Raw genomic sequence first — 238 nt, forward strand, 5'->3', positions numbered from 1 at the left:
ACGTTGTCGACGATCTTCATGCCGGCGGCCTTGAGCTGCGGCACGGCATCGGGCGCTGGCGTCTCGATCAGGTCAACCTGGCCGGCAAGCAGCGCATTGGTGCGCGTTAGCGCCTCCGGCATCGGCAAGAGCACCATCTTGTCGATCTTGGGCACACGGGCTTTGTCCCAATAGTCGGCGTTCTTGACCAGCTCGAGACGTTCGCGCGGGGTAAAGCTTGCCATCTTCCACGGGCCGG

Annotated in this window: 1 protein-coding gene; it reads right to left on the reverse strand. The window is 63.4% G+C overall.

The genetic code is table 11. From position 1 onward, the window contains the following. On the reverse strand, positions 1-238 hold a 238-nt coding region (locus tag G8O24_RS43865; RefSeq protein ID WP_244646500.1), incomplete at both ends, for an ABC transporter substrate-binding protein.

The organism is Bradyrhizobium campsiandrae (assembly GCF_014529705.1).
GTDB classification, from domain to species: Bacteria; Pseudomonadota; Alphaproteobacteria; order Rhizobiales; family Xanthobacteraceae; genus Bradyrhizobium; species Bradyrhizobium campsiandrae.